A 21,245-nucleotide genomic window follows, 5' to 3' on the forward strand; every position below is an offset into this window, starting at 1 on the left:
ACGCTCGCCCGCTTCTGCCGGGACAACCACGTCACCCTCGTCGCCCTGGAGGCCACCGGCGGCTACGAACAGCAGCCCTTCCGCCTGCTCTGGGCGGACGGCCTGCCCTGCGCCCTCCTCAACCCCCGCCAGGTGCGGCGCTTCGCCGAGGCCATGGGCATCCTCGAGAAGACCGACCAGATCGATGCCGGCGTCATCGCGCGCTTCGCCGAGGTGCGCCGGATCAAACCCCGGCCGCCGGCCAGCCCGGCTCAGGAGCGGCTCAGCGCCCTGGTCACGCGCCTGCATCAACTGGTCGAGGCGCGCACCGTCCAGACCAACCAGGGCCGCCTCGTCACCGAGCCGCAGGTGCGCACCTCGGTCGCCGAGATGGTCGAGCTGATCAACCGCCAGATCGCCGCGTTGGAGGAGGCGATCACCGCCCAGCTCAAGGCCGATCCGCTCTGGGTTGCCCTCGATGCGACCTTCCGCACGATCAAGGGCGTGGCCGACCGCACGATCGCCCGCCTGATGGCCGACCTGCCGGAGATCGGCACCCTCTCGGGCAAAGCCATCGCCAAGCTGGCCGGCTTGGCACCCATCGCCCGCGACAGCGGCCAGAGCAGCGGCCGACGCCCCGTGCGCGGCGGACGGGCCGACGTGCGCGCCATCCTGTTCGTGGTCACCAGCTGCGTGCGGCGCTTCGATCCCGACTTCATCGCCTTCGACCAACGGTTGCGCCAAGCCGGAAAGCCCCCAAAGGTCATCCGCATCGCTCTCGCCCACAAGCTGCTCGTGCGCCTCAACGCCAAGGCCCGTGATGTCCGCGCCCAACTCGCCGCCCAGACTTGACACGCCAGACAGTCGCTCACCGGCGCGGCGAAGAACCCGAACGCCCGGGACCTGCCGCGCAGCCGGCCGACCGATCCGGCCAAGCCCGAGGACATCAAGAACGCGCGCCGGGCCATCATCGGTGATCCGCGCAACGACGAGAACGTCATCGTCTCCCAGCTCCAGGGCCTGTTCCACCGCTTTCACAACCGGCTCCTCGACGAGGACAAGGGCCCCGCCCGCACCCGCTTCGCCCGGGTGCAGCGCGAGGTCCGCTTCCACTACCAGTGGGTGCTGGTGAACGATTTCCTGCCCCGGTTGATCTGGGAGCCGGTGCTGAAGGACATCCTCCCCCACCACTACGCGGGCACCACCGTGCGCAAGGATCCGCCGCGCCTCGCCTTCTTCGATCTCGAGCGCGAGCCGGTGATGCCGCACGAATTCGCCGCCGCCGCCTACCGCTTCGGGCACTCGATGGTGCGGCCCGGCTACCGCCTGAACGAGACCGCGCCGGTCCTGCCCATCTTCGGGCCGTCGGCGGACGCGGCCCTGACGGGATTCCACGAGTTCCGCGCCGACTGGGCCATCGACTGGGCGCATTTCGCGGATCTCGAGGTGCTCGATTACGGCGATCCGGACAAGGACGTTCCCGGCAACAAGAACCGCCTGCAGCTCGCCTACAAGATCGACACCTCCTTGGTCGATCCGCTCGGGACGCTGCCCAATCCCCCCTTCGACCCGCCGCTCTCCCCGTCCGGCGGGCCGATGACCTCGCTCGCCCAGCGCAACCTGCTGCGGGGCTGGCGGATGCGGCTGCCCACCGGGCAGAGCGTGGCCCGGGCGATGGGCGTCGTCCCGCTCCCCGACGGCGAGATCAAGATCGGCAAGTTCACCGGCGATCCCACCGACACGCTGACGCCGATCCTGGAAATCAGCCCCGTGTTCAAGGACAATTGCCCGCTCTGGACCTACGTGCTCGCCGAGACCAAGGAGGTGACGGTTCCGGTCGAGACGAAGCAGGGGGTGAAGTCGATCACGACCCGTCAGCTCGGCGAGGTCGGCGGCCGGATCGTCGCCGAGACCTTCGTGGGCCTGCTCCTCGCCGACGAGACCTCCTACTTCAACCAGGATCCCACCTGGACGCCGCACCAGGTCGGGCCGGACGGGCGGTTCGGCCTGCGGGACCTCGTCCGCGCCGCCCTGCAGGCGTGAGCCGCCCCGGCCCGCCGGACCGCGTCTTCCCAGGAACCGCGGTCCCGACGGACCGGTTGAGACCGCGGCGGGCCGGCACCGGGCCGGCCCCGCGGGATTGCCATGGAACCCTTATCCGACGTCCGCTCCACCGGAGCCGGCCACCACGTCGTGATCGTCGGGGGCGGCTTCGGCGGCCTCGCGGTGGCGCAGGAGCTCGCCGGCGCGCCCGGGATCCGCGTGACCCTCGTCGACCGGCGCAACCACCACCTGTTCCAGCCCCTGCTCTACCAGGTCGCCACCGCCGTGCTGGCACCCGGGGAGGTGGCGGAGCCGATCCGGCGCATCCTCAGCCGTGCCCGCAACGTGCAGGTGCTGCTCGGCGAGGTCGATGGCGTGGACCGGGAGGGGCGCCGCGTCCTCCTGCGCGACGGCGGCGCCATCGCGTACGACACGCTCGTGCTCGCCACCGGGGCGACGCACAGCTATTTCGGTCATCCCGAGTGGGAGGGCCTCGCGCCGGGCCTCAAGACCCTCGACGACGCGCGGGCGATCCGCGCCCGGGTGCTGCTGGCCTTCGAGCAGGCCGAGCGGGCCGCCGACCCGGCGGCGCGCGAGCGCCTCACCACCTTCGTGGTGATCGGCGGCGGCCCGACCGGCGTCGAGATGGCCGGCGCGATCGCGGGGCTCGCCCGCCACGCGCTCGCCCGCGACTTCCGGTCCATCGACCCGACCAAGGCGCGGATCCTGCTCGTCGAGGCGGCCCCGCGCATCCTCGGCACCTTCCCGGAGGACCTCTCGGCCTACGCGACCCGGGCGCTGGAGGGGCTGGGCGTCACGGTGCTCACCCGCTCGCCCGTCGAGGACATCGACGAGGCGGGCGTCACCGTCTCCGGCCGGCACATCCCGGCCGCGGTGATCGTCTGGGGGGCGGGGGTGCGGGCCTCCCCGGCCGGCCGCTGGCTCGGCGTCGAGACCGACCGGGCCGGCCACGTCCCGGTCGGGCCGGACCTCGCCGTGGCGGGCGTGGCGGGGGTCTACGCGCTGGGCGACGTCGCGCTCGCGCACGCGCAGGACGGCTCGCCCCTGCCGGGCCTCGCCCAGGTCGCCCACCAGCAGGGCCACTATCTCGGCCGGGCCCTGCGCGCGCGGATCGCCTCCGGCCAGGTCCCCGCCCCGTTCCGCTTCCGCTCGCGGGGCAACCTCGCGGTGATCGGGCGCAACAGCGCCGTCGTGCAGTGGGACAGCCTCAAGCTCAAGGGTTTCCCGGCCTGGCTGGTCTGGGGCGTCGCCCACGTCTACCTGCTGGTCGGCTTCCAGAACCGCCTCGTGGTGACCCTGCGCTGGCTCTGGGCCTACGCCACCCACCAGCGCGGCGCCCGCCTGATCTCCGAGCGGGAGGAGGCCCGCGCCGCCCATCATCAGCGGGCGTGACCCGCCCGCGATCGAGGCGGAGGACGATCGGCAAGCCCGCGCGGCGGATCCCGGCGGACGAGATCACGACGCCGCTTCCCGAAGGTCGGCCCTCCATCGGTCCCTCCCGACGCGCGCGCCCGCGCTCCGCTTTCCGGCCGGCGGAGCGTCCTTTCCATCGAAAAATCGTACCCGGCTCACGATTAAACTGGGTGAATATCCCGTAGGCGCCGCGCTTCATCTCTGTCGTTCATCTGAAATGTGCGGCAGACCGGGGGTCTGACGGTCAAAGAACTTCGCGAGGACGCCCCGAAAATCTCCCGCGGCGTGAACCCTGCCGCGCGGCGGGCGTTGAGCCGCCATGCGCCGCATACTCCATCAGAGTATCTGAGGGGTGTCGAACGGCGTGCCCGGACCGCCCGACCAGGAGTGTCTCCATGTACTACCACGACAAGCGCCTGCAGTACCCGGTCAAGGTCGGGACGCCGGATCCGATCTTCGCCCGTCAGCTCCAGCAGGCGATCGGCGGCATCGAGGGGGAGATCCGGGTCTGCCTCCAGTACTTCTTCCAGGCCTGGGGCGCGCGCGGCCCGGACAACAAGTACCGGGACGTGCTGCTGAACACGGCGACCGAGGAGATCGGCCACATCGAGATGCTGGCGACCGCGGTCGCGCTGAACCTCGAGAATGCGCCCGCGACGCTGCAGGAGACGACCGCCCAGGCCAACCCGATCGTCGGGGCGGTGATGAGCGGGGGCGAGCGCCCGCGCCACGTGGTCGAGGGCATGCTCCACCGCCACATCCTGTCGACCGGCATGGCGGCCTTCCCGGCCAATTGCGACGGCGTGCCCTTCGACTGCTCGCATGTCTACGCCAGCGGCAATCTCGTCGGCGACATGTTCGCCAACGTCGCCGCGGAGGCGACCGGCCGCACCCTGGCGGTGCGCCTGTTCAACGCCGCCCACGATCCCGGCATGCAGGACATGCTGCGCTTCCTCATCGCCCGCGACACCATGCACCAGCAGCAATGGCTCGCGGTGATCGAGGATCTCGGGGGCCTGCGCGAGTCGCTGCCGGTGCCCAACAGCTTCGACCAGTCCAAGGAGGCGCAGGACTTCAGCTACATGTTCATGGGCACGGAGCGGAACGGCACGCCGGTGACCCCGGGCCGCTACAGCGAGGGCCCCTCGATCGACGGCCACGGCCAGTTCCACTTCAAGGCCTTCGAGCCCCTCGGCGATGAGCCGGTGCTCGGCCCGGCCCGCCCGGATTCCGCCGCCCAGAAGGAGCAGATGACGAAGGCGCCGGTCACCCACAGCAAGATCTGACCGCGCCGGCCCGAGCGGCGCGACGCCGCCGCGCGGGATCTCGCCCGCCGGGCTCACGTGACGGGTTCGCTTGGCGGGTTCGCTTGGCGGGTTCACCTGGCGGGTTCACCTGGCGGGCGGCACGGCCCGACCCCGCGGGGGCGCACCGCCGCCGGGGCGAGGGCCGAGGTGGCGACGACCCGCCGCCGGGCGACGGTCGCTTGGGCGATTGTGCTGGCGGGCAAGCTGTGCCTTTGTTTTCGGGAAGACGAAATTCCTCTTCGGTCCGTCACGAGGCATGGCCATCCCCCCCGGCGAGACCCGCCCCAAGCGCCGCCGCCGTGCCCCCGAGGAGGCGCGGCGCGTCGTCCTCGAAGCGGCGCGCGCGCTGCTGCTGGAGAAGGGGCCTCAGGCCCTCACCCTGCAGGGCGTGGCGGCGGCGGTCGGCATGACCCACGGCAACGTCACCCACCATTTCGGGACGAGCGCGGCCCTGCACGCGGCGCTCGTCGCCGACATGGCCGAGGCGATGGCGCGGGAGGCCGAGGCGAGCGTCGCGGCTCTGCGCGCCGGCGCCATCGGTCCCGAGGTGGTGGTGGCGGAGATCTTCGAAGCGCTGAACCGCGGCGGCTACGGGCGGCTCGTGGCCTGGCTCGCGGCCGCCGGCGACATCGCCAGCCTGGAGCCGTTCTTCGCCGCCGTGGCGCGGGAGGTCCGGCTGCTGCGCCTGGTCGAGCCGGCGGGCACCGACCCGCAGCAGCGCGGCACCGGGCCGATCACCTTCATGCTGCTCTCCGGCGTGCTCGGGGCGACGCTCCTCGGCCCGGAACTGGTGCGGGCGACGGGCCTCACCGAGGAGGCAGTCAAGCGTCTCTTCGTGGACCAGATGCAGGCGATCCGGGCGACCTGATCAGGCGCCGGGATCCGCCTTCGCCTGCCGGGCCAGGGTCTCGGCGATGCGGCCGGCGACGTTCACGAACTCGGACGGCATCATGATGATCGTCGTGGTGTTCTGCTCGGCGCCGACCTCGGTGATCATCTGCATGCGCCGCAATTCGAGCCCGGCGGGGTTCTGCATGATGGTCTCGGAGGCGGCGCGCAGCTGCTCGGCGGCTTCGAGCTCGGCCTGGGCCTTGATCAGCCGGGCGCGCTTCTCGCGCAGGGCCTCGGCCTCCTGGGCCATGGCCCGCTGCATGGATTCGGGAATCTCGACGTTCTTCATCTCGACCCGCTCGACCTTGACGCCCCAGGGCTCGGTCACGGCGTCGATCTTCTCCTGCATGACGCGGGAGATGATCTCCTGCTCCTTGAGCACGTCGTCGAGGGTGTGCTGGCCCAGCACGATCCGCAGGGTCGTGAGCGCGACCTGGATCACCGCCGTGCCGATGTCGCGCACTTCGAGCCGGGCGCGGGTCGGGTCGATCACCCGGTACCAGATCACCGCGTTGACCTGGATCGGCACGTTGTCCTTGGTGATCGTCTCCTGCTGCTCGACCGGGGCGGTGACGACGCGCAGGTCCACGGTCGACTGCCACTCGGCGAAGGGGATCAGCCAGTAGAGGCCCGGCCCCCGCGTGCCGTGGTAGCGCCCGAGCCGGAACACCACGGCGCGCTCGTACTGGTTGGCGATGCGCAGGCCCGAGAGGGCGACCAGGACGACGAGGGCGAGGAGCGGAAGGAGCAGGAAGGACATGGACGGCCTCCGGTTGGGCGGCCGGGATTTTAGCATTTGTTGGGGATGGGCGGGGCGCGGTGGCACACATGGTCCTCCGCGGGTGCCTCCGGTCGGGTCGGCCGGGGAGGCTTGAGGGGGGCCCTCAATGCCCCCCGCCCAGATACGCCGCCCGCACGGCCGGGTCGGAGCGCAGCTGCGCGGCCGGGCCCTGGAAGCGGATGCGGCCGTTCTCCAGCACGTAGGCGTGGTCCGCGACGCCGAGCGCCGCCATGGCGAACTGCTCGACGAGGAGCATCGTCACCTGCTCCTCCTTCAGCCGCCGGATGGTGCGGAACACCTCCTCGACGAGCTTCGGGGCGAGGCCCATCGAGGGCTCGTCGAGGAGCAGGATCTCCGGGCGCAGCATCAGGGCGCGGCCCATGGCGAGCATCTGCTGCTCGCCGCCCGAGAGGGTACCGGCGAGCTGCGCGCGGCGCTCCTTGAGCCGCGGGAACAGCCCGTAGATCCGGTCGCGGTCGGCGGCGACGTCGCCCTTCGGCCGCGAGCCCGTGAGCCGCGGGAAGGCGCCGAGCGTCAGGTTGTCCTCGACGGTGAGCGTCGGGAAGACGCGCCGCCCCTCGGGCGAATGGGCGAGGCCGGCCCGGGCGACCTCGTGGCTGTCGAGGCCGCCGATCTCCCGGCCCGCGAGCCGGATCGAGCCCGCCCGGGGCCGGATCATGCCCGAGAGCGCGCGCATCGTGGTGGTCTTGCCGGCCCCGTTCGAGCCGATCAGGGTCACGACCTGTCCCTTCGGCACCGCGAAGGTGAGCCCGTGCAGCACCTCGACCTGGCCGTAGCCGGCGGTGAGCCCCGTGACGTCGAGCATGTCCCTCACTCCGCCGCGTCGGCAACCGGGCTGCCGAGATAGGCCTCGATGACCTTCGGGTCGGACTGGATCTCGCGCGCGCCGCCCTCGGCGATCTTGTGGCCGAAATCGAGCACGCTGACCCGGTCGCAGAGCCCCATCACCACGTCCATGTGGTGCTCGATCAGGATCACCGTGATGCCGGCGTCCCGGATCTTGCGGATGATCGCGGTCAGCTCCGCGATGTCGGGCGCGGTCAGGCCCGCGGCCGGCTCGTCGAGGAGGAGCAAGACGGGATCGAGCGCCAGCGCCCGGCCGATCTCGAGCAGGCGCTGCTTGCCATAGGGCAGGTTGCGCGCCTCCACCTGAGCGAGGCTCGCCAGCCCCACGACGTCCAGCAGCGCCATGGCGCGGGCGCGGGCCTCGCGCTCCTCGCGCCGCCGCCGGGGCGTGGCCAGGATCGCGTCGAACAGCGTGCCGCGGAAGCTGTGGTGGAGCCCGACCAGCACGTTCTCCAGCGCCGTCATCTCGCGGAAGAGCTGCACGTTCTGGAAGGTCCGCGCCACGCCCGCCAGCGCGATCTCGGAGGGTGTGCGCCCGTCGAGGCGGTGGCCGCCGGCCAGCACCACCGCGCCCTCCGTCGGCCGGTAGATGCCGGTGAGCACGTTCATCATCGTGCTCTTGCCCGAGCCGTTCGGGCCGATCAGCCCGTGGATCGTGCCCGGCCGCACCCCGAGATCGACGCCGGCCAGCGCCTTGAGGCCGCCGAACTGCATCACCACGCCCTCGACGCGCAGCAGCGGGTCGGCGCCCTGGCGGCCGCCCTGGCGGATCAGCGCCTCGCCGGAGGCCGAGAGTGCCCTCCCCTCCCCGGTATGGGCCGGGCGCAGGACGGGCAGGACCTCGCGCAGCCAGCCGACGATGCCCTCGGGCAGGTAGTAGACCACGAACAGGATCATCAGCCCGAACACGGTCAGCCGGTAGTCGGTGACCGAGTCGAGCATCAGCGTCGCCGGGAAGAAGGCGATGCACAGGAGCGCCGGCACCAGGATCGCGACGCGGTTCGCCTGGCGGCGCAGGAAGGCGGCGGCGAGGATGCCCAGCGCCAGGGCCGCGACGACGCCCGCCATGATCCGCACCAGGGCGATGTCGGCGAGCACGTTCGGCATCATCACGACGATCGCCGCGCCGATCAGCGGCCCCGAGCGCGACTTGCGCCCGCCCATGGTGACGGCGAGGAGGAACAGCACCGTCAGCTCGAAGCCGTAGGTGTTCGGCGCCACGTAGCGCTCCGACCACGCGAAGAGCGCGCCCGCGAGCCCCGCGAGGCCCGCCGAGATCACGAAGGCGTAGACCTTGTAGCGGTAGACGCTGACGCCCATGCAGTCGCAGGCGATCGGCGAGTCGCGCAGGGCCTCGAAGGCGCGGCCGAAGGGCGAGCGCACCACCCGGTTCACCACCAGGATGGTGAGGAGCAGGCAGGCGCAGACGAGATAGTAGAATTCGAGCTTGCGGCCCGCCGCGCCCCAGGGCGAGGCCATCCCCAGAGCCGAGAAGTCGAGGACCCGGGCCGGCGGCAGGGTGATGCCGAGCGGGCCGTTCGTCAGGTCCGTCATCTCGTTGATGAAGATCTGCACGATCGTCCCGAAGGCGAGCGTCACCATGGCGAGGTAGGGGCCGCTCACCCGCAGCGCCGGGATGGCGAGCAGCAGGCCGAAGGCCGCCGTGACGCCGATGCCGGCGAGGAGACCGAGCCAGATCCCGAGCTTCAGTTTCAGGAACAGCACCGCGGCCGCGTAGGCGCCGACCCCGAACAGCCCGGCATGGCCGAGCGAGACCTGGCCGGTGTAGCCGACCACGATGTCGAGGCCGAGGATCAGGATCGCGTAGATCGCGATCACCGTGACGAGGTGGACGTAGTAGGGGCTCGGCACCACGTGCGGGAAGGCCGCGAGCGCCAGCGCCAGCAGGGCGGCGCCGAGCAGGCCGGCGAAGCGGCCGAGGCCCGGGGCGGCGGGGGGAAGGGACTCGCGGGCGAGCGCGGACGCCGATTGGGCCATGGCCTCAGACCTTCTTGATCACCGCCTTGCCGAACAGGCCGACTGGCCGCACGGCGAGGACCAGGAGGAGCAGGATCAGGCCCGGCACGTCCTTGTAGCCGGTCGAGATGTAGAAGCCGGTCAGCGTCTCGGCGATGCCGAGGATCAGCCCGCCCACGATGACCCCGAGGCCGGATTCGAGGCCGCCGATGATCGCCACCGCGAAGGCCTTGAGGGCCAGCACCGAGCCCATCGTGGCGCCGGTGAGCGTCACCGGCGCCACGAGCACGCCCGCGAAGGCCGCCGTCATGGCGCTGATCGCGTAGGAGAGCGTGATGACCTTGCGGGTGTTGATGCCCATCAGCCCGGCCGCGTCGATGTCGTTCGAGGTGGCGATCACCGCCTTGCCCCAGATCGAGCGGCGGTTGAACAGCTCGACGGCGAGCATCATCAGCAGCGCGCCCGCCACGATCAGCAGCTCCATCGGCAGGACGCGGACGCCCCCGAAGGTCAGCGCGGTCTCGGGCAGGGGCGAGGGGAACTTCAGGTCGTCGCGGCCCCAGATGTTCTCGGCCACGTTCTTGAAGATGATGCCGAGCGCGATGGTGGCCATGATCCACCCGTACTCGGACTTGATCTTCACGGCCGGGCGCACGCCCAGCCGCTCGACGAGGGCGCCGAGCGCGAAGCCGAAGACCAGCACCAGGGGCAGCATCAGCCAGTAGCCCGTGAAGGGCGTGAGCGTGAGGCCGAACAGGGCGCCGAGCATCAGCGCCTCGCCCTGGCCGAAATTCAGCGTCTTCGAGGTGGCGAAGGTGAGCTGGTAGCCGAAGGCGATGGCCGCGTAGATCATGCTGACCGCGACGCCGCTCGCCACGAGCTGCAGGAAGATGTGCATGGGGGAACCTGTCATGCGTGACGCCCGCGCGGGGCGATCCCGCGCGGGCCGGTCGGCCGGTCGTGCGGCGCCGAATCAGTTCGACGCCTTCTCCTTCATGCGCACGACGCCCGCGTTCTTGGCGTCCTCGTCCTTGGCGTAGACGATCTTGCCGTCCTGCACCTTCCCGAACACCACCATGTTGCGGCTGATGGCGTTGTGGTCGGTCTTGGTGAAGGGGTGGTCGTAGGTCGTCACCACGCCCTCGACCTTCTCCGTCAGGTTCTCCAGCGCCTCGCGGATCTTCGCCCCGTCGGTGCCGCCCGCCTGCTTGATCGCGGCGGCGAGGAGGTAGACCGAGTCGTACCCTTGAGCGCCCGCCACCGGGGTCGGGATCTTGGAGACCTTGTAGGTGGCGTAGTAGCTGTCGAGGAAGGCCTTGCGCCGCGGCAGGGTCTTATCCTCGATGAAGGTCTGGGGCATCGTCACGCCGTTGCCGTTCTGTCCGGCGATGTCGATGAAGCTCTGCATCGAGGACGGCCAGGAGGTGACCATCGGCACCTTCCAGCCGAGCTTGGCCATGCCGTTGGCGATCTGACCGAGCTCCGGCCCGATCCCGTAGGCCAGGATGACGTCCGCGCCCGCCGCCTGCGACTTCAGCAGCTGGGGCGTCATGTCGACGTCCTTGATGTTGAACTTCTCCACCGCGACCGGCGTGACGCCCTTGGTCTTGAGGTATTTCTCGAGGTCCTCGCGCCCGAGCTGGCCGTAATTGGTCGAGTCGGCCAGGATCGCGATCTTTTTGAAGCCGCGGGCGATCGCCTCGTCGGCCATCATCCCGGCCTGCAGCGTGTCGTAGGCCGAGGTCCGGAACACGTAGTTGGCGTCGTAGTCCGGCGGGTTGAACTGGTTGGTGATGACCGTGCCGGTGGCGACGTTGTTGATCACCGGGATCTCGGCTTCCTGGTAGAAGCGCTGGGCCGCCAGCGCCACGCCGGTGTTGATGAAGCCGAGCGTGGCGACGACCTTCTCCTTGTTGATCAGCTCCTGGGCGACCTGGGCGCCGACCTCGTTCTTGGCCTCGTCGTCGCGCTCGACGATCTGGAGCGGGCGGCCCAGCACCCCGCCCTTCTGGTTGATCTCCTGCACGGCGAGCCGCACGCCGTCGCGCATCGACACGCCCATGGAGGAGGATCCGCCCGTGAAGGGGCCGGACACGCCGATCTTGATGGGATCCGCTGCGCCGGCCGGTCCGGCCAGCAGGGTCGCGCAGACGAGGGCCGCCGCGAGGGCGGGGACGGGCAATCGCATCGGGCTCTCCTCCGAGGTCGCTCATCGAGCGCGCCGGTCCGTTGAGGTCGGACCTGGCAAGGGCGGGAGTGAACGGGAATCGGCTGCGCTTGTCGACTTAACCTTTCGATTGAGATTGGGGACAGGGCGGCGGCTGCGCACTCTACCGGGATGCCGCAGGGTATTCCTCCCCTCGCTGGGCTTGCGGGTTCCCCCTTCGGTTCGTGCGCATGCCCTCTCCCCGCACGCGGGGAGAGGGGAAACCCGCGCCTCATCCGGCGAAGCGTGACTGGTTGAGCCCGGCTGCGGGGGAGGGTTGACGCATCTCCGGATCGGATACAATCTACAAAAATGCACGCGAGGGAACCGGAGCGCCGCGAGAGTGCCCCGGCGGGGGACGGACGCCAGTGAGCCACGTGGTCGTGATCGGCGCCGGCATCGTCGGGCTTGCGGTGGCCCATCACCTGCGCCGGGACGGCTGGGCGGTCACGCTGGTGGACCGCGACCCGGCCGGCGACAAGGCCTCCTTCGGCAATGCCGGCTGCATCGCCGTCCCGGAGATCGTGCCGGCTTCGGTGCCGGGCGTGCTCTGGCGGGTGCCCGGCTGGCTCCTCGATCCCCTCGGCCCTCTGGCGCTCCGGCCCGCCCACGCGCCGCGCCTGCTGCCCTGGCTCCTCCGCTTCGCCCGCGCCGGGCGGCCGCGGGAGGTCGCCCGGATCACCGCGGCGCTCGCCGCCCTCAATGCCCGTGCGCATGACGACCTGCTGCCGATGCTGGCGGCGGCCGGCCTGTCGGGGGAGCTCCATCGCCGCGGCTCCCTCTCGGTCTACGAGACGAAGGAGGGATTTCTTCGCGACGCGGCGGAATGGGCGCTCAAGCGGGAGCACGGCATCGTGGCCGAGACGATGACCGGCGACGAGGCCCGGGCGCTGGAGCCCGCCCTCGGGCGAATCGTCCGGCACGCGATGTTCACCCCCCAGGGCTCGCACGTGAACGACCCGCGGCGGATCGTCGACGGGCTGCGCGCGGCGCTCTTGGCGGGCGGCACCGCCTGCCTGACCGGCGAGGTGGTCGGGATCGTGCCCGGCGCCATGCCGGAGGCCGCGCTGGCGGATGGGCGCCGGCTTCCCGCCGACCGGATCGTGGTCGCGGCGGGCGCGTGGTCGGGGCGCCTCGCGCGCGGGCTCGGCGACCGGGTGCTCATCGAGAGCGAGCGGGGCTACAACACCACGATCCCCGATCCGGGCGTCGCCCTGGACCGGGAGATCACCTTCGCGGAGCGCAAGTTCGTGGCGACGCCGATGACCTGCGGCCTGCGCATCGGCGGCGCGGCGGAGTTCGGCGGCCTCGCCGCGAAGGCCGATTACCGGCGCTCGCGGGCGCTGGCGACCCTCGCGCGCCGCTACCTGCCCGGCCTGCGGACCACGGAGGGGACGGACTGGGCCGGGCACCGCCCCTCGACCCCGGATTCGCTGCCGGTGATCGGTCCCTCGCCGCGTCACGGGGGCATCGTCTACGCCTTCGGCCACGGCCATCTCGGCCTGACCCAGGCCGCCACGACCGGCCGCCTCGTCGCGGACCTCCTGGCCGGACGGCCCGCCGCGATCGACCTTTCGCCCTACGCGATCACCCGCTTTTCCTGAACGCCCGCGCCGAGGACCGCCCGATGGCCCGCCACAGCTTCTTCTGCATCGACGCCCATACCTGCGGGAACCCGGTTCGCGTCGTCGCGGGCGGCGGGCCGCTGCTCCCCGCGGTGCCGATGGCGGAGAAGCGGCAGATCTTCCTCAGCCAGCACGACTGGGTCCGCCGCGCCCTGATGTTCGAGCCCCGCGGCCACGACGTGATGTCGGGCTCGATCCTCTATCCCTCGACGCGGGAGGATTGCGACCTCGGCGTGCTGTTCATCGAGGTGAGCGGCTGCCTGCCGATGTGCGGCCACGGCACCATCGGCACCGTGACGGTGGCCCTGGAGGAGGGGCTGGTGACGCCCCGCGAGGAGGGGCGGCTCGCCATCGAGGCGCCGGCCGGCCGCGTGGCGATCGAGTACGTGCGGAACGGCGCCTTCGTCGAGCAGGTGCGCCTGTTCAACGTCCCGGCCTACCTGCACGCCGCCGAGGTCCCGATCACCGTGCCGGGGCTGGGCGAGCTGCGGGTCGACCTCTCCTACGGCGGCAATTACTACGTGATCGTGGAGCCGCAGCCGGCCTGGCCGGGCCTCGACGGCATGACGGCGGCCGACCTCGTGCGGCTGAGCCCGCTGGTGCGGCAGGCCGCCCAGGCCGCCCTCGACCCGGTTCACCCGGAGGACGACCGCATCCGCGGCGCCAGCCACGTGATGTGGTGCGACGCGCCGCGGGCGGCCCGGGCGCATGCCCGCAACGCGGTGTTCTACGGCGACAAGGCCATCGACCGCTCGCCCTGCGGCACCGGCTCCTCCGCCCGCATGGCCCAGCTCGTGGCGAAGGGGCGCCTGGCGGTGGGCCAGGACTTCATCCACGAGAGCATCATCGGCACGATGTTCGACTGCCGGGTGGAGGCCGCGGCAGAGGTGGGCGGGCGCCCGGCGATCCGCCCCAGCGTCGCCGGCTGGGCGCGCATCACCGGCCACAACACCATCTTCGTCGACGACCGCGATCCGCTGGCGCACGGGTTCCAGGTGGTGTGACGGTGTCGATCCGTGTGCGCCAACGCACAGGCGCCGGCGGCGGGCGGGATCATCGTCCGCCGATCGCCCCGGCGCCGTCGGCGGACGAGCCTCGTCCTCATGAGCGCCGAGAGAGCGGCCCCACCCGTCTCCGCGAGATCCGGATGATGGAGGTGACCATGACGACGATCCGACTCCTCGCCGCGGCGTTCCTCGCGGCGGCAACCGTGCCGGCCCTCGCTCAGGGGATCGATTCCGCCCAGAGCCCCTATCCGCGGACCGCCTATTCGGGTGCCCTGCGGCCCCTGCCGGTGGTCCGCGCGGAGACTCCGTCCGCCTACCGGTATTCCGGAAGCCATGCGGGCGGGCCGGCCAACGCCGTGATCCGCCGCTGAGCGGTGGCTCCGACGCGGCCTGCCCGGTCCGGGCAGGCCGCGGACAGCGCTACGGGCTGGCCTTCCCCGCCTCCTCCTTGCCCGGCACGGGGGTGACGCCGTCGATGACGCGCACCGGGCGGTTGCCGGCCTCGGGCGGGGTCTTCCAGCCGGCATCGGCGGAGGCCGTGGGCTTCGCGGCGGGCGCCGCGCTCGCCGCCGCCACCGCCGGCTGGCCGGCGGGCTGTTCGGGAGCCGATTCGCCCTTTAGGGCGGGCTTCGGCTCGACCAGGGCGGACGGGCTCTCGACGGGCTTCACGGGCCGCGCGGTCCTGCGCGGCGACTCGGTCCGGCGCGCCGTCGGGGTGTCCGGGTTGAGGCCGAGCGGGTTGGCGCCGCGCGCGGCGGGCGCCGGGGCTCCGCCGGACGCGGCCGGGGGAGTGACCCGCTCCGGCTGCGGCAGCGGGCGGGCGGCGAGGCGCCGCGGCTCCGGCTCGCCGCGCAGGGCCTCGTCCCGCCCGTAGCCGGGAATCCCGGCGGGCGGCAGGTCCGTGCCGAGGTCGCGCGGCGGCAGGCCGGGCCGGCGGACGGCGCCGGGCGGCAGGGGCTGCGCCTCGGCCTCGGTCCAGCCGAAACCCGGGCGCCGGCCCGGGATCATGCCCGGCGGCAGCAGCGGGGCCTCGACCCGGCCGCGCTCGATCACCCGGCCCGAATGGGCGTCGACGACCAGGCGGACCCGGTTGCCCCAGGGCGAATCGGCGTCCAGCGTGTAGGTCTCGCCGTCGAAGCGCGGGTGGGTGAAGCCCGCATAGCCCTCGCGGGCGAGGCGGAAGATGACGCTGCGGGGCGCCAGCACCTCGTCCACCTCCTCCACGCCGGAGAAACGCTCCCCGAAGAAGCCCTGCGCGAGGGCGGGGCCGGCCGCGGCGCCGAGGAGGCCGAAGGCGAGCGCGGCCGCCTGGGCCGCGCTCCGAGTGGACCGCCGAGCGATCATGTCCCGCATTCCCTTGGTTCCGGGGCGAGAGGTTTTCTCCCCGCATCCCCTTGTGCTTGGACGGGGCGGACTAGACCCGCCGAATGAGGCGGGAATGCGGGGGCGGGTCGTCCCGTCCCTCACTGCCCTTCGAGCAGGCGCCGCGCGATGACCTGCGCCTGGATCTCCGCCGCGCCCTCGAAGATCGAGAGAATGCGCGCGTCGCAGAGCACGCGGCTGATCGGGTATTCCAGCGCGAAGCCGTTGCCGCCGTGGATCTGCAGGGCGTTGTCGGCCGCCGCCCAGGCGACGCGGGCGGCGAGCAGCTTCGCCATCCCGGCCTCCAGGTCGCAGCGCTTGCCCGCGTCCTTCTCGTGGGCCGCGAAGTAGGTGAGCTGACGGGCGATCGCGATCTCCACCGCCATCATGGCGAGCTTGTCCGCCACCCGCGGGAAGGCGACCAGCGGCTTGCCGAACTGCACCCGCTCCTCCGCGTAGCGCAGCCCGATGTCGAGGGCGGATTGCGCCACCCCGACCGCCCGGGCCGCCGTCTGGATGCGGGCCGATTCGAAGGTCTGCATCAGCTGGGCGAAGCCCCTGCCCTCGACCTCGCCGAGCAGGTTGGCGGCCGGCACCGCGAAACCGTCGAAGGCGAGCTCGTACTCCTTCATGCCGCGGTAGCCGAGCACCTCGATCTCGCCGCCCGACAGGCCCTCCACCGGGAAGGGCTCCGCGTCGCTGCCGCGGGGCTTCTCGCCGAGCAGCAGCGAGAGGCCGCGATGGCCCGGCTCCTCGGGCTTGGTGCGCACCAGGATGGTCATCAGGTCGGCCCGGACCGGATGCGTGATCCAGGTCTTGTTGCCGCTGACCTTCCAGACGTCGCCCTCCCGCACCGCCTTGGTGCGGAGATTCGCGAGGTCGGAGCCGGTGTTCGGCTCGGTGAAGACGGCCGTGGGCAGGATCTCGCCCGAGGCGATCTTGGGCAGGAAGCGGCTCTTCTGCTCCTCGGTGCCGCCGCACAGGATCAGTTCGGCGGCGATCTCCGAGCGGGTGCCGAGCGAGCCGACGCCGATATAGGCCCGCGAGAGTTCCTCCGAGACCACGCACATCGAGATCTTCGGCAGGCCCATCCCGCCGTATTCCTCCGGGATGGTGAGCCCGAAGACGCCGAGCTCCGCCATCTGGCCGATGATCTCGAGGGGGATGTAGGCGTTCTCCCGGTGCCACGCGTGGGCGTGCGGCGCCACCTCGGCCTGGCCGAAGCGGCGCATCTCGGCGCGGATCGCCTCCATGTCCTCGTCGAGGCCGCTGTCGCCCACCGTGGCCGAGCCCTGGCCCGCGCGGATCAAACGCACCAGGGCGGCGCGGTGGGCGGGCGTGTTGCCCTCGGCGATCAGGGTCTCGACCGCGCCGGTGCGGTGGCGGGCGACCTCCTGGGCCGTGAGGCCGAGCGACGTCGTGGGCCGGACCATCTCGCCCTGGCTCATCGGGATGCCGCCGAACATCTGGTCGAGATACTCGCCGATGCCGATGCGCACGAGCAGGGTCTCGGTCTCGCCGAGGCGCCCGGCCGCCTGCAGGCGCTCCGCGTAGGCGGCGAGCTGCGCCACCGCCTCCGCGTAGGTGGCGAGCCACGCGAGTCCGTGGGCGGCGTGCTGCTCGGCCTCCAGTTTCTCGGACGAGAGCCGGCCCTCGGCCGAGGCGACGCGGGAGCGCACGCTGCGCCCGGCATCGGCCGCGAGCGCCTTGGCGGCGACCGCGGCCTCCTGCGCCAGGGCGGCGAGGTCGGTCTCGAGGGTCAGGGGCGCGGCCTGCGCGGACATGGCTCTCGTCTCCAGCTCAACTTGTGCAGTGCATGATAGCGGCGTTCGCGCCGGCTTGTAGAGCCCCGCCTCGTCCGACGAAGGCCCGACCTTTGGGGGCGGTGAACCGTCGCGCCGGGCCGGTCGTTCCCGGCCATGGACCGTCTCAGCCGCGGCCCGCCACCGCGACGCCGGCGACCGCCACGACCATGCCGAGCACCTGGAGCGGTACCAGGGCCTCGCCGAACAGCGCGTAGGCCATCACGGCCGCGACCGGGGGCACGAGGTAGAACAGGGCCGCCACGCCCGACACTGCCCCGCGGCGGATCAGCCCGAGCAGGATCAGGATGCCGCCCACCGAGAGGCCGAGCACCGCCCAGGCGAGGCCGGCCAGCACCGGCACCGAGGCGTCGAACCGCCCCTCCTCCAGGATGAGGGCGAGGGGCAGCGTCATCAGGCCCGCGCCCAGGAACTGCACCGCCGCGTTGGTGCGCAGGTCGACCGCCGCGGCCGTGCGCTTCTGCCACAGGGTGCCGAAGGTGATCGCCAGCGTCGCGCCGAAGCAGACCGCGAGCGCGGCGGGCTGGATCGCGCCGGCGGCGGCGCCGATCCTGGGCGCGAGCACCATCCCGGCGCCGAGGAATCCGAGCGCGATGCCGAACCAGCGGCGCGCCGAAACCCGCTCGCCGAGGAGTGGCCCGGCCACCAATGCCGTGAGCAGCGGCTGCAGGCTCGTCACCAGGGCGGCGATGCCCGCCGGCAGGCCCCGGCTCACCGCCCAGAACACGCCGTCGAGGTAGAGGCCCTGCATCAGGATCCCGGCCACCAGCGCGTCGCGCCAGCCCCGCCAGCCCCGCGGCCAGGGCGCCCGGCCGAGATGCGCGATGGCCCCCAGCACCGCGACCGTGGCGAAGAAGCGCAGGGACAGGAAGGTGAGCGGGTCGGCGTGGGGCGCCACGAGCCGCGCCACGACGAAGCCCGTCGCCCAGATCAGGACGAACAGAACGGGGGCGAGTCGCGCGGCGAGGGCGGCGGAATCTGGCGCGGGCGTGATCATCCTGCCCAGGCAGGCAGCACGGCCGCGGGCCGGACGCAACTGCCACGGTCGCGTGCGCGCCGCGCGCCTGACGCATGGTGACGCATGGGGGGCGGCCGCGCCCGGACCGATTTCCGCTCCCGCCCCCGTGCCGATCCGGTGTAGAGACGCCCCGCCATGCGCCTGCGCACCGCCCTCGAGATCGCCGCCATCGCGGCCCAGCGCTTCGTCGCGCATGACGGCTGGGCCATCGCCAGCCACATCGCCCTGTCGCTGCTGACCTCGCTGTTCCCGTTCCTGATCCTGCTCACCGCGCTGGCGAGCGTGTTCGGCACCAAGTCGCTCGCCGACGAGGCCAGCAACCTGCTCTTCGACGTCTGGCCCCACGAGGTCGCGGCCCCCGTCGCCGCCGAGGTGCACCGGGTGCTGACCGAGCAGCGGGGCGGCCTCCTGACGGTGGGCGCGCTGCTCGCCCTCTACTTCTCGTCGAGCGGCGTCGAGAGCCTGCGGGTCGGGCTCAACCGCGCCTACGGGCTGCGCGAGGGGCGGCCCTGGTGGCTGACGCGCCTTGAATCGATCGGCTACGTGGTCTGCGGCGCCTTCGCGATGCTGGCCTTCACCTTCCTGGTGGTGCTGGGGCCGCTGATCTGGCGGGGGCTGATCCTGGTGGCGCCGGGGCTCGAACCCCTCGGGCTCACCATCGCGGTGGTGCGCGTGGGGCTCACCGCCCTGCTGATCGCCCTCGTGCTGGTGATCGCCCACAAGTTCATCGCGGCCGGGCGCCGGCCCTGGCACATGGTGCTGCCCGGCGTCGCCGTGACGCTCGGGATGTGGGTGCTCGCCGGCCTCGGCTTCGGCACCTATCTCGACCGCTTCTCGAACGCCTACGTCTCCACCTACGGGGGGCTGGCCACCGCGATGGTCTTCCTGATCTTCGTCTACTGGCTCGCCGCGATGTTCCTGTACGGGGGCGAGGTGAACGGCACGCTCCTGGCCGCCCGCCGCCGCCGGCTCCAGGCGAAGGCCCAGAGCCGAAAGGACACGATCAAGCTGATGTGAGGACGCCCACCGCCGCGCTTCCCCCAAACGGGTGATGCGGGGCGGTGGGGCCCGTGGTCTCCTCCTCGCGGATCTCTCGAGACGGAGACCTGACTCGCCCGCCGCCAGCCCCCGCTGCGGCGGGCGCTTTGCTGGGGTCGAAACCCAATCAGCTTGATCGTGCGAGGGACCGCGTCCGACCCGTTGCGGACGGCGGAAACGCCCGCTCTGAGTTCGGTTTCCGGATCGCACTCCCGAGCCCTGTCCTCACATGCGGAAGGCGCCTGGGTTCGCACCTTTAAGTTGAGTTAGGCTGACGCTCGTGTGGATCGATCGCCACGCGGGCGGTGGAGGCTATGCAGCGATGATGCGCAATCTTCTGCTCGCCATGGTCGTCTCGTGCCCCTTGCCGCTCACCGCCCATGCACAAGGCGTAGCGGTCGAGATGGCGCCGACGGGAGCCTTGCGGGTCGGCGTCTATCCCGGAAGTCCGCTCTCAATGGTGCGCGACCGAGCAACCAACGAGACGCGGGGCATGAGTGCCGAACTTGGAGATGAGGTGGCCCGGCAACTCGGGGTGCCGGTTCGGCGGATCGCGTTTCGGACGGTCGCCGAGGTGGTCGCCGCCATGTCCTCCGGAGCGGTGGATCTCACGGTCAGCAATGCCTCCCCGGCTCGCGCCAAAGAGGTCGACTTCAGCCCGACGCTCCTCTCCCTGGAACTCGGCTACCTCGTTCCCGCCGGCTCGCTGATCGCGTCTGCGGGAGAGATCGACAGGCAGGGGGTCAGGGTGGGCGTCACGAAGGGGAGCACCTCGGAGCGGACGCTCCCCGGCATCCTCCAACACGCGGAGATCGTGATCGTGCCGACCGTGCAGGATGTCGCGCCCATGTTCGCGCGTGGCGCCATCGTCGCCTACGCGACCAACAAGCCGATCCTGTTCGAGACGTCGGACGGGATACCCGGGTCCCGCGTACTGCCCGGACGGTGGGGCGTCGAGCACGTCGCGATCGCGATCCCGAAAGGCCGAGAGGTGGCGCTCGCGTGGCTGCGCGGTTTTGTCGAACAAGCTCGGGCGAGCGGGCTCGTCGCTCGGACGGCCGACCGAGCAGGGTTGAGAGGCGCCGCCACGGAGTCGCTACCACCTTAGAGCAGGAGCCGAGGGCAGCGCGATCGGATCCTGCTCTGGACAAGACATGATCTGCCGATCTTTCGGGCCTTTTTTGCCGGCCCATTCGCAAGACTGCTCGCGGCCCACCTCGGACACTCGGACCGTCTGCTTCCCGGCAATTTGGTGGACGAAGATCAACGAACACGACGGTTGGCAAGCAGCCCGTCCCCTCCTCGTTTCAAGTCAAGCCGCTGCGGCGGCGAGCGCGTTCCGGAGCTGATCGTCCAAGTCGGCCGCAACGGCGTCGACCTCCAAGTTCCCGAACTGCCCGAAGGTGGTGGCTGGGCGATCGTACTCGAAGGCGACACCACCCTCGGCATCCTCGCGCAGGAGAACCCGGATCGGCGCGTAGAGGGCGGCCGAGAGGACGTGCCGGGTCATCCGCGCGGCCGTCAGCGGATTGCCGATGTCGTACTGGACGGCCCTGCGGGTCAGCCCGGCGGTGAGAAGCAGACCGCCATGGTCGCGGGCGCCGAAGATCGAGAGCGGCGCCTGCCGTTCGAGAAGATCGCGCGCCTCATCCACCTTCCCGTCCAGCAGCAGCTTGGCGTAGGCGTGGTCGACCGGAGGCACCGAAGCCTCCAGGGCGGAGCGCACCGCCTCGAAGGTCTTGGGCGAGCGCAGCGTCACGTGCTCGACCGTGACGTGGGTCGAGGTCATCTGGTCGGCCATGGATGTCAATCCTCGCTTGTCTGAGTGAGGGGATGGGGCGCAAGCCACGACGGCTGCTCGTTGCGGTTTGGGGTCCGGATGGCCGA

General features: G+C 71.6%; 19 protein-coding genes. 10 read left to right on the plus strand and 9 right to left on the minus strand.

The window, feature by feature from the left end; translation table 11 throughout:
• From ACW9J6_RS22380 to ACW9J6_RS22400, 5 genes are all read left to right on the plus strand, one after another.
• Positions 1 to 831: IS110 family RNA-guided transposase (locus tag ACW9J6_RS22380; protein WP_457115101.1), on the plus strand; the 831-nt coding region annotated here is incomplete at its 5' end.
• A 51-nt stretch (positions 832 to 882) separates the two neighbouring features.
• Positions 883 to 2,022, plus strand: a complete 1,140-nt coding sequence (locus tag ACW9J6_RS22385; RefSeq protein ID WP_457118748.1) for a peroxidase family protein — start codon at positions 883 to 885, stop codon at positions 2,020 to 2,022.
• Positions 2,023 to 2,124: 102 nt separating this feature from the next.
• The gene (locus tag ACW9J6_RS22390) at positions 2,125 to 3,435 is read left to right on the plus strand and encodes an NAD(P)/FAD-dependent oxidoreductase (RefSeq protein WP_457118726.1); all 1,311 of its coding nucleotides are present in this window, start codon (positions 2,125 to 2,127) and stop codon (positions 3,433 to 3,435) included.
• 416 nt (positions 3,436 to 3,851) lie between these two features.
• A complete protein-coding gene (locus ACW9J6_RS22395; RefSeq protein ID WP_457118727.1) occupies positions 3,852 to 4,742 on the plus strand; it encodes a manganese catalase family protein in 891 nt (296 codons plus the stop codon).
• 277 nt (positions 4,743 to 5,019) lie between these two features.
• Entirely contained in the window at positions 5,020 to 5,631 is a 612-nt protein-coding gene (locus ACW9J6_RS22400) for a TetR family transcriptional regulator (protein WP_457118728.1), read from the plus strand.
• On the opposite strand, the gene ACW9J6_RS22405 is transcribed toward ACW9J6_RS22400, so the two are convergent.
• The 5 genes from ACW9J6_RS22405 to ACW9J6_RS22425 all read right to left on the minus strand — a co-directional run bounded on the left by ACW9J6_RS22405 (position 5,632) and on the right by ACW9J6_RS22425 (position 11,467).
• Entirely contained in the window at positions 5,632 to 6,414 is a 783-nt protein-coding gene (locus ACW9J6_RS22405; RefSeq protein ID WP_457118729.1) for a slipin family protein, read from the minus strand.
• 124 nt (positions 6,415 to 6,538) lie between these two features.
• Entirely contained in the window at positions 6,539 to 7,261 is a 723-nt protein-coding gene (locus tag ACW9J6_RS22410) for an ABC transporter ATP-binding protein (RefSeq protein ID WP_457118730.1), read from the minus strand.
• A gap of 5 nt (positions 7,262 to 7,266) precedes the next feature.
• The gene (locus ACW9J6_RS22415) at positions 7,267 to 9,300 is read right to left on the minus strand and encodes a branched-chain amino acid ABC transporter ATP-binding protein/permease (protein ID WP_457118731.1); all 2,034 of its coding nucleotides are present in this window, start codon (positions 9,298 to 9,300) and stop codon (positions 7,267 to 7,269) included.
• A 4-nt stretch (positions 9,301 to 9,304) separates the two neighbouring features.
• Positions 9,305 to 10,177 (minus strand): branched-chain amino acid ABC transporter permease, encoded by an 873-nt coding sequence (locus ACW9J6_RS22420; RefSeq protein WP_457118749.1) that lies wholly within the window; start codon positions 10,175 to 10,177, stop codon positions 9,305 to 9,307.
• A gap of 75 nt (positions 10,178 to 10,252) precedes the next feature.
• Positions 10,253 to 11,467, minus strand: coding sequence for an ABC transporter substrate-binding protein (locus ACW9J6_RS22425; RefSeq protein ID WP_457118732.1), 1,215 nt, complete (start codon positions 11,465 to 11,467; stop codon positions 10,253 to 10,255).
• Between the two features lie 386 nt (positions 11,468 to 11,853).
• Here ACW9J6_RS22425 and ACW9J6_RS22430 point away from each other — a divergent pair, with 386 nt between their 5' ends.
• The 3 genes from ACW9J6_RS22430 (at position 11,854) to ACW9J6_RS22440 (ending at position 14,488) form a co-directional block, all read left to right on the plus strand.
• On the plus strand, positions 11,854 to 13,089 hold the full coding sequence (locus tag ACW9J6_RS22430; RefSeq protein ID WP_457118733.1) for an NAD(P)/FAD-dependent oxidoreductase: 1,236 nt from the start codon (positions 11,854 to 11,856) through the stop codon (positions 13,087 to 13,089).
• A 23-nt stretch (positions 13,090 to 13,112) separates the two neighbouring features.
• The gene (locus ACW9J6_RS22435; RefSeq protein ID WP_457118734.1) at positions 13,113 to 14,114 is read left to right on the plus strand and encodes a 4-hydroxyproline epimerase; all 1,002 of its coding nucleotides are present in this window, start codon (positions 13,113 to 13,115) and stop codon (positions 14,112 to 14,114) included.
• A gap of 158 nt (positions 14,115 to 14,272) precedes the next feature.
• Positions 14,273 to 14,488, plus strand: a complete 216-nt coding sequence (locus ACW9J6_RS22440) for a hypothetical protein (RefSeq protein WP_457118735.1) — start codon at positions 14,273 to 14,275, stop codon at positions 14,486 to 14,488.
• 49 nt (positions 14,489 to 14,537) lie between these two features.
• On the opposite strand, the gene ACW9J6_RS22445 is transcribed toward ACW9J6_RS22440, so the two are convergent.
• The 3 genes from ACW9J6_RS22445 to ACW9J6_RS22455 form a co-directional block, all read right to left on the minus strand.
• Positions 14,538 to 15,461, minus strand: a complete 924-nt coding sequence (locus ACW9J6_RS22445) for a hypothetical protein (RefSeq protein ID WP_457118736.1) — start codon at positions 15,459 to 15,461, stop codon at positions 14,538 to 14,540.
• 119 nt (positions 15,462 to 15,580) lie between these two features.
• Positions 15,581 to 17,263, minus strand: coding sequence for an acyl-CoA dehydrogenase family protein (locus ACW9J6_RS22450; RefSeq protein WP_457118737.1), 1,683 nt, complete (start codon positions 17,261 to 17,263; stop codon positions 15,581 to 15,583).
• A gap of 145 nt (positions 17,264 to 17,408) precedes the next feature.
• Positions 17,409 to 18,299 carry a DMT family transporter gene (locus ACW9J6_RS22455; RefSeq protein ID WP_457118738.1) on the minus strand — a complete coding sequence of 297 codons (891 nt, stop codon included), beginning with the start codon at positions 18,297 to 18,299 and terminating at the stop codon, positions 17,409 to 17,411.
• A gap of 156 nt (positions 18,300 to 18,455) precedes the next feature.
• Here ACW9J6_RS22455 and ACW9J6_RS22460 point away from each other — a divergent pair, with 156 nt between their 5' ends.
• Positions 18,456 to 19,337, plus strand: a complete 882-nt coding sequence (locus ACW9J6_RS22460; protein WP_457118739.1) for a YihY/virulence factor BrkB family protein — start codon at positions 18,456 to 18,458, stop codon at positions 19,335 to 19,337.
• Positions 19,338 to 19,680: 343 nt separating this feature from the next.
• Positions 19,681 to 20,466: a transporter substrate-binding domain-containing protein gene (locus tag ACW9J6_RS22465; protein ID WP_457118740.1), complete on the plus strand. Its 786-nt coding sequence runs from the start codon at positions 19,681 to 19,683 to the stop codon at positions 20,464 to 20,466.
• A 204-nt stretch (positions 20,467 to 20,670) separates the two neighbouring features.
• Here the strand turns inward: ACW9J6_RS22465 and ACW9J6_RS22470 are convergent, their stop codons facing one another.
• On the minus strand, positions 20,671 to 21,159 hold the full coding sequence (locus ACW9J6_RS22470) for a DUF302 domain-containing protein (protein ID WP_457118741.1): 489 nt from the start codon (positions 21,157 to 21,159) through the stop codon (positions 20,671 to 20,673).
• Positions 21,160 to 21,245 lie beyond the last annotated feature (86 nt).

The sequence above is a fragment of the Methylobacterium sp. JK268 genome (genome assembly GCF_054052225.1).